Genomic DNA, 6875 nt, shown 5'->3' with positions numbered 1-6875 from the left:
AGTTGGAAGGACTGAACCGTTGTTTGCTGGGGAAGACCTCAGCTTCAACCTGCGAACCTTTGCGGTGCAACGCAGCCCGGATGGTTATGATAAATACGAACTAGGTTCAGAGGCATCCTGGACATGGCAAGCCACTGATAACTACACAATGCGTGGCTACCTAGGGACGTCGTTTGTCAGCACCTCTTCCTCGACCATGACCCAGGATGAGCTCGGACCTAACGACTACCTCAACACACGAGTAGGTGTGGTCCTAGCCCTCGATCTCCGCAATAACCCCATTCTTCCCAGCAATGGCTATAATGGCGAACTACTCACAGAGTTGGGCTCAATCGTAGGAGACGCTTCCACCTCGTACTTTAAGATCGACCTAAACAATTCATACCGCAAAAGACTGCACGAAAAGACCTTCATCATTTCGCATTTTGACGTCGGTGCCATCATTCCAGCCAACTCAGAAAAACTCCCCATCGATCGACGACTCTTCAGCGGTGGTACAAACTCAGTACGAAGCTTTGACGAACGCGGACTGGGACCACGCTCGAATGCTGGCGACCCACTTGGTGGTGAATCCTATTGGGTTGGTAGCGCCGAACTCGTCAGAGAAATCAAAAAGCCCATCCACCTCGCTCTGTTCTATGACTTAGGCCAAGTTTACAGCGACTTCGAAGACCTCGACTTTAGCAACCCGAGCCAAGCAGTAGGAGTTAGCGCGCGCATTCATCTCCCCATAGGCCCGATCCGGTTTGAGTACGGTTATAATCTCAACCGCAAGGAACATGAGCCCAAAGGAACCTTCCACTTCACCATCGGAGCCAGCTTCTAACCTGGGAGCACTGAGCCCTAGCGCTCGGCTACGGAATCACTGCTGCCGAGCTGGGGCTCAGCGCTCCCAGCAAAAAATACCCCATGCCTAATAAAAGACATGGGGCATTAGAGAATTTTAAATTCCTAGCGCTCGCTGATTGGAGTCACTGGGGAAAGTGTCTCAGGCCCTACGTACTTAGTAAGCGGACGGTAGAGGCGGCTGTCTTGGAGCTGCTCGAGCACCTGTGCTGTCCAACCAGACATGCGTGCGATGCCGAAGATCGGAGTGAAGAGATCAGTAGGAATACCGAGTGAGTAGTACACTGTAGCAGAGTAGAAATCGACGTTGGCATTGAGACCTTTGCGCTCACGCATGATTGCAGCAATGCGCTCAGACATGTTGATCCACTTTGACTCACCAAGTTCATCAGTAAGCTTGATCGCCATTTTCTGAAGGTGTGGAGCACGTGGGTCGAGCACCTTGTACACACGGTGACCAATACCCATGATCTTCTTCTTGTTGACAAGACAATCTTCAACAAAGGCATCCACAGCATCTTCGCTACCGATTTCCTTGAGCATCTTGATCACTCCTTCGTTAGCGCCACCGTGAAGTGGGCCCTTGAGGGTGCCGATCGCAGATGTCATTGCGGAGTAGATGTCAGAAAGTGTCGCGATTGTGACACGTGCTGAGAAAGTGGAAGCATTCATGCCGTGGTCAGCGTGAATGATGTACGCCACGTCGAGCGTGCGAGCTTCAGCTTCTGAAGGTACCACACCATTGATGAGGTAGAGGAAGTGTGCAGCTTCTGAAAGATCAGTGCGCACTGCTGGAAGTTCCTTGCCCTGACGAGCGAGGTGGTAGTAAGCAACGATGACTGGAGTCTTAGCCACAAGAGACAGTGCAACTTCACGGTTGAGCTCATGGTCAGGCTCACCAATTTTAGCGCGGCTATCAAAGATACCGAGCATGGACACTGCTGTGCGAAGCACGTCCATGGGAGTGGCTTCAGCTGGGAGTGACTTGATGAAAGAAATTACCTGCTCAGGTAGTTCACGGTCGTTGCGCAACTTAGTTTCGAAAGAGGCTAGCTCTTCAGTATTTGGAAGGCGGTTATTGTGGAGAAGGAAGGTAACTTCTTCAAAACTACAGTTCTCGACAAGATCATCGATACTGAATCCTAAGTAAGACAACTTGCCTGCGAGTCCTTCAACCTTTGACAAGGCGGATTCATTCGCTACTACTCCTTCTAAACCTTTTGCGTAATCGCTCATAACTAATTCTGGTGGAATTCTGGTGAAAATTATTCATCCCGACTACAGATTAGCCGAGTGACGCGAGAAAGAAACATGGAGATGCTCATTCATTCAAGAGCGAATCGACAAGAATCACAAAAGATTCTACATATCCTGCATATCCACCATGAATTTCATTCAAATAACTGTTCACTGTGCCTAATATCCTAGCAATCGAAACCAGCTACCCAGCTGCCAGTATTTCACTCAAGTTAGGCAAAGGGCCTACGCATTCTGAGTATTTTGAAAGCCACAGGCAACAAAACCAGCTGCTATTCAGCCCACTCAAGAAGCTGCTAGCACTAATTCCCGATGGCGAAAAAATCGACACTATCCTCATCGGCACCGGCCCTGGTTCCTATTCTGGTTCCCGAATAGCCATTGCCGCAGCCCAGGGAATTGCGGTCGCTCACGATTGCCCAGTCGTTGGCCAATCCTCATTTCTTGCCACCGAAACGTGGTTGGCAGGCAAGCCCAGCATCGCAGTTGGAGACGCCCGCAGAGGCTCCTTCTTTACCGCTGAAATTCCGACGCACAGCCTCCCGCAGGAGCCACAGCTCATGGATCGAGAAGTTTTCGACCAAAAGGTAAACCAAGCAGCAGAGGCTCTCTTCTCGTTAGACCCCACCATGGATCTCAGCGGTGACCAAGCGCTCCTCCAAGAAATAGCAAGCGCAGAACAACACATCGCAGCGTGGCTCATTCTATCTGAAAAGGACAAGCAAACGCAGCTCAACACCCAGCCATCCCCAGTCTACCTCCGTGGACCATTCATCACCAAAGCCAAGGCCGGCCACCCACTACTTAGAGGCAAGGTGAACAAAAAAAAAACGTAGCGCCCCCTACTCACTAACAAAGCCGACATCCTCTGGCAGATCCTTCCCCTCGGTCGAGCCATACGCCAGCTCATCGCAGCGCTCGTTCATCGGATTACCAGCATGACCTTTGACCCAGCTCCAAGTCATTTTATGCTGAGCCTGCGCCTTATCGAGCCGCTGCCATAGTTCAGCATTCTTAAGTGGTTTGTTCGGCCCCCTACTCCAACTCTTCTTTTTCCACCCGTGAATCCAGCCTTTTCGCATCGCATCAATCACGTATTTAGAATCTGAAATCAGCTCGACCTCACAGGGTTTTTTCAGAGCCTCCAGTGCCACAATGGCTCCCATGAGCTCCATGCGATTGTTCGTCGTTCTTAAATATCCCCCACAAAGTTCCTTCTTTCTATCACCTGAAATCAAGATCGCGCCATAGCCTCCTGGCCCTGGATTCCCCCGCGATGATCCGTCAGTGTAAATGGTCACATTGTGCTTCATACCAATCCAGTAGCCTCAACGCTTGAAACTTCCAACTTGAAACTTCATTCTCACTCTATGCGGATCGATATTCTCACACTTTTCCCAGAAATAGCACTCGCTCCACTCAGCGAGAGCATCATCAAACGCGCTAGGGAAAAGAACCTCGTCGAGGTCCATGCCCACAATCTGCGCGACTGGGCAACAGACAAGCACCGCAAGACCGACGCCTACCTCTGTGGTGGTGGCCAAGGGATGCTGCTCAAGCCCGACCCCATTTTTGCAGCCATCGAGGAACTACGTAGTGACGACTGCAAGGTCATCCTCATGACTCCACAGGGCAAACAATTCAAACAAGCCATTGCCCAACAACTTTCTACCGCACCTCACCTAATCATCCTTTGTGGTCACTACGAGGGAGTTGATCACCGCGTGATTGAGCAACTCGTCGACATCGAACTCTCCATCGGCGACTACGTGCTGACTAATGGAGCAATCGCCGCCGCAGTGGTGACCGACGCCATCGTGCGCCTCATTCCCGGTGCCCTAGGTGACGAACGGTCCCACCAAGAAGAATCTTTCTCGGATCCAAACATGCTGGAAGCTCCAGCCTACACCAAGCCTAACACATTCCGCGACATGAAGGTCCCTGAAGTTTTACTCTCAGGAAACCACAAAAAAATCGAGCAGTGGAAGAAGGAAAAAGCTCTAGAGCGCACCCGCCAAAATCGACCAGACTTGCTAGAATAGAGCTTCGATAACAGAGCTCAGCACAAACACCAGTAACAGGAGCACCATCAGCATTCCTGGCCAGAGAATCAGCTGCATTCTCACAGAACGCTTATAACCCACTGAAGCCTTCTCTTCCTCTCCATCGATCTGGCTATCTCTAACGCTTCGGATCAAATCCACCGAACGCTCGTAGTCAGCCTCATCGGTCACCCACAGCTCTGGATAAACCTGAGTGAAAGGAATCTCACCAGTCGCTAGCGAGGCATATTCGTTTTTAACTAAGGTCTGGATCCCCTCATCTTCTAACAATGACTGGTAGTACCCCACCATAGTCATGTCTTGGTCTTCGTAAACTTTACGCATCGCCTAGAACCCAAAAACGATTGGTGGAACGATGATCCGAATATTGCCAGGAGAGTTATTCTCCAGACTCGAAATTGCGGTGACCACATCATTCTCAAACTCCACGGTGAGCTTCTCCTTCTCATCGACAGTCACATGTGAAAAACGGCGAAATACCTGACCAGTGCGTGGATCTACGGTATTAGTGTAGTGCTTCAGCTCTTTGCCCTTTATGAACTCCCACTTCCCAGTCCTGCCATCCTTAGTGATCCGGCTTTCCTTTTTAGTTGGCTCTCCAACCGATTTCTGAACTTCATCGATGGTCATCCCGATTGCAACCTCCTTCTGAGCAATCAACTCACGAATAGCCATTTCGCGCTCGTAGTGCAGCTTCAGTTCTTCTACGAACTTTGGCTGTTTAGATGCTAGATTTTTTGGTGAAACCCAACCGGTGACGAGACTATGCTTGGCCTTCCCTTTCACCTTGTAGCCCTTCTCAGTCATTCCTAGCAGCCGGAGCGTCGTGTCTACCGGGTAGGTACCCAGCTTGCGCCCCCCCTTCTTTGTGGCAAACACTGTCGACTCCTTCACCACCAACAAAACCATCTCATCATTCGGCTCAAAGAAAACCACCTCGGGGTCATTATCGAGGAGTGAATCGGCAAAACCAAGCTGGCTACTAGCCAGAGCTATAGCCACTGACATAAAGACGGTAATGAGTTTCATGCACTAAATGTGCCGTAATTTTCACTCTCCCGCAAACTCGTTCTTCAAACTGAAAATCATCCGCCGCGAGATATTCAAAAAAAAGCATCGCTCGGGACGGCAATTTTTGACAAACCCACTGCAGGCAATCTCCGTATAATCTCAACAACTCACTCATCATGGTAGGACCACTTTCTAAGAAACTTTTCGCAAAAGCTAAGACACTCATCCCTGGCGGTGTGAACTCACCCGTTCGCGCCTTTAAAAATGTCGACGGAGATCCCTTTTTCGTCCGCAGAGCTGCTGGCAGCCGCATCACTGACGTCGACAACAAAACCTACATCGACTACATCGGGACATGGGGGCCAGCCATCTTAGGCCACGCTCCCATCGAACTCACCCAAACCATCCACGAAGTAGCGAAAGACGGAGTATCATTCGGTGCTCCCTGCCCATGGGAAGTCCAGATGGCGCAGACTATCGTCGACTGGGTTCCGTCTATAGAAAAAGTCCGCATGACCAACTCTGGTACAGAAGCCACCATGTCTGCTATCCGCCTAGCTCGCGGCTTCACCGGCCGCGACAAGGTCATCAAATTTGATGGCTGCTACCACGGCCACGTTGACCACCTACTCGTAGCCGCCGGCTCGGGCGCGCTCACCCACGGCGAGCCCGATTCAGCTGGTGTACCAAAAGCATTCTCTGACCACACCATCGTCCTTCCATACAACTCCCCAGAAGCTGTGCAGGAAGTATTCGATGCTATCGGCGATCAAATTGCCGCCATCATCCTCGAGCCATTCCCAGCCAATGCAGGACTGATTTTCCCGCGTGAAGGCTACCTTCAGTTCCTCCGTGACATCACAAAGAAGCACGACACAGTCCTCATTTTTGACGAAGTCATGACTGGCTTCCGCGTTGCTAAAGGTGGTGTTCAAGAACTTGTCGGCATCACACCCGACCTCACCTGCATGGGTAAAGTCATTGGTGGCGGACTCCCTGTAGGAGCCTTCGGTGGCCGCGCTGACATCATGGACTGCCTCGCCCCTATCGGCCCAGTCTACCAAGCTGGAACTCTCTCAGGAAACCCACTCGCTATGGCTGCAGGCCTTGCTCAACTCAAAGCTCTCGACGCAGCCGACGGCTACACCCAGCTCGAAGTCAAAGGTGCTCAGCTGGAAGCCGGCATCCGCAAGCTACTCGCTGAAAATGGTCTCAACTACACCTTCCACCGCGTTGGTTCCATGTTCTGCTTATTCTTCACCGACAAAGAAATTTGGAATGTCGACGATGTTAATGGCGCCGACATGGACGCCTTCAAACGTTTCTTCGCCGCACTCCTCGACGACGGAGTCTACATAGCCCCAAGCCCGTACGAAACTGGCTTCATCTCGCTCGCCCACAGCTCTGGTGACATCGAAGACACACTCGACGCCTTCGCCAAGGCATTCAAGGCTATTTGAAAGGCAAGAGGAAAGAATCGATAGCACACATATACCGCAACTGAGTTGAACCAATGGCCAATGGCCATTGTTCATTGGTGTGCAGTGACATCTCTAAATCTGGAATTAATCGCATGTTTCATTCTTAGTTGTAAATTATTCATTGAAGCGGCACTCCTTCTCCGATTCTTACAGTTTACTATTGTAAGGCGAGTAGTTTCCCGCCTTAATTCGTCACCTCCAAGAGGGTATTAGGAGC

Annotated in this window: 8 protein-coding genes; 4 read left to right on the top strand and 4 right to left on the bottom strand. The window is 50.9% G+C overall.

The features are described 5' to 3' along the window. On the top strand, positions 1–826 hold an 826-nt coding region (locus tag ABGY95_RS05265; RefSeq protein WP_347440649.1), incomplete at its 5' end, for an outer membrane protein assembly factor. A 125-nt stretch (positions 827–951) separates the two neighbouring features. Here the strand turns inward: ABGY95_RS05265 and ABGY95_RS05260 are convergent. Further along, on the bottom strand, positions 952–2082 hold the full coding sequence (locus ABGY95_RS05260) for a citrate/2-methylcitrate synthase (protein ID WP_347440648.1): 1131 nt from the start codon (positions 2080–2082) through the stop codon (positions 952–954). Positions 2083–2258: 176 nt separating this feature from the next. Between ABGY95_RS05260 and tsaB the strand changes: the two genes are divergently transcribed. Further along, a complete protein-coding gene (gene tsaB, locus ABGY95_RS05255; RefSeq protein ID WP_347440647.1) occupies positions 2259–2939 on the top strand; it encodes a tRNA (adenosine(37)-N6)-threonylcarbamoyltransferase complex dimerization subunit type 1 TsaB in 681 nt (226 codons plus the stop codon). 6 nt (positions 2940–2945) lie between these two features. Here tsaB and rnhA read toward each other — a convergent pair whose 3' ends face one another. Next, positions 2946–3416 (bottom strand): ribonuclease HI, encoded by a 471-nt coding sequence (rnhA, locus tag ABGY95_RS05250; protein WP_347440646.1) that lies wholly within the window; start codon positions 3414–3416, stop codon positions 2946–2948. A gap of 57 nt (positions 3417–3473) precedes the next feature. Here rnhA and trmD point away from each other — a divergent pair, with 57 nt between their 5' ends. Beyond that, entirely contained in the window at positions 3474–4145 is a 672-nt protein-coding gene (gene trmD, locus ABGY95_RS05245; RefSeq protein WP_347440645.1) for a tRNA (guanosine(37)-N1)-methyltransferase TrmD, read from the top strand. Here trmD and ABGY95_RS05240 read toward each other — a convergent pair. Further along, positions 4137–4490, bottom strand: a complete 354-nt coding sequence (locus ABGY95_RS05240; RefSeq protein WP_347440644.1) for a DUF2007 domain-containing protein — start codon at positions 4488–4490, stop codon at positions 4137–4139. The genes trmD and ABGY95_RS05240 overlap by 9 nt on opposite strands. Positions 4491–4493: 3 nt before the next feature. Continuing rightward, positions 4494–5195, bottom strand: a complete 702-nt coding sequence (locus ABGY95_RS05235) for a hypothetical protein (RefSeq protein ID WP_347440643.1) — start codon at positions 5193–5195, stop codon at positions 4494–4496. A 158-nt stretch (positions 5196–5353) separates the two neighbouring features. On the opposite strand from ABGY95_RS05235, the gene hemL reads away from it, so the two are divergent. After that, positions 5354–6637 (top strand): glutamate-1-semialdehyde 2,1-aminomutase, encoded by a 1284-nt coding sequence (gene hemL, locus ABGY95_RS05230; RefSeq protein WP_347440642.1) that lies wholly within the window; start codon positions 5354–5356, stop codon positions 6635–6637. Positions 6638–6875 lie beyond the last annotated feature (238 nt).

It is taken from the genome of Rubritalea sp., from assembly GCF_039830215.1.
Classification (GTDB): domain Bacteria; phylum Verrucomicrobiota; class Verrucomicrobiia; order Verrucomicrobiales; family Akkermansiaceae; genus Rubritalea.
The sequence above is the reverse complement of the archived record's forward strand: the minus strand, read 5'-3'. Positions and strand labels throughout refer to the sequence as shown.

Coding starts and splice junctions, on each gene's coding strand:
- ABGY95_RS05260 (WP_347440648.1), bottom strand. CDS start 2,082: ATGAGCGATTACGCAAAAGGTTTAGAAGGAGTAGTAGCGAATGAATCC.
- ABGY95_RS05235 (WP_347440643.1), bottom strand. CDS start 5,195: ATGAAACTCATTACCGTCTTTATGTCAGTGGCTATAGCTCTGGCTAGT.
- trmD (WP_347440645.1), top strand. CDS start 3,474: ATGCGGATCGATATTCTCACACTTTTCCCAGAAATAGCACTCGCTCCA.
- rnhA (WP_347440646.1), bottom strand. CDS start 3,416: ATGAAGCACAATGTGACCATTTACACTGACGGATCATCGCGGGGGAAT.
- hemL (WP_347440642.1), top strand. CDS start 5,354: ATGGTAGGACCACTTTCTAAGAAACTTTTCGCAAAAGCTAAGACACTC.
- ABGY95_RS05240 (WP_347440644.1), bottom strand. CDS start 4,490: ATGCGTAAAGTTTACGAAGACCAAGACATGACTATGGTGGGGTACTAC.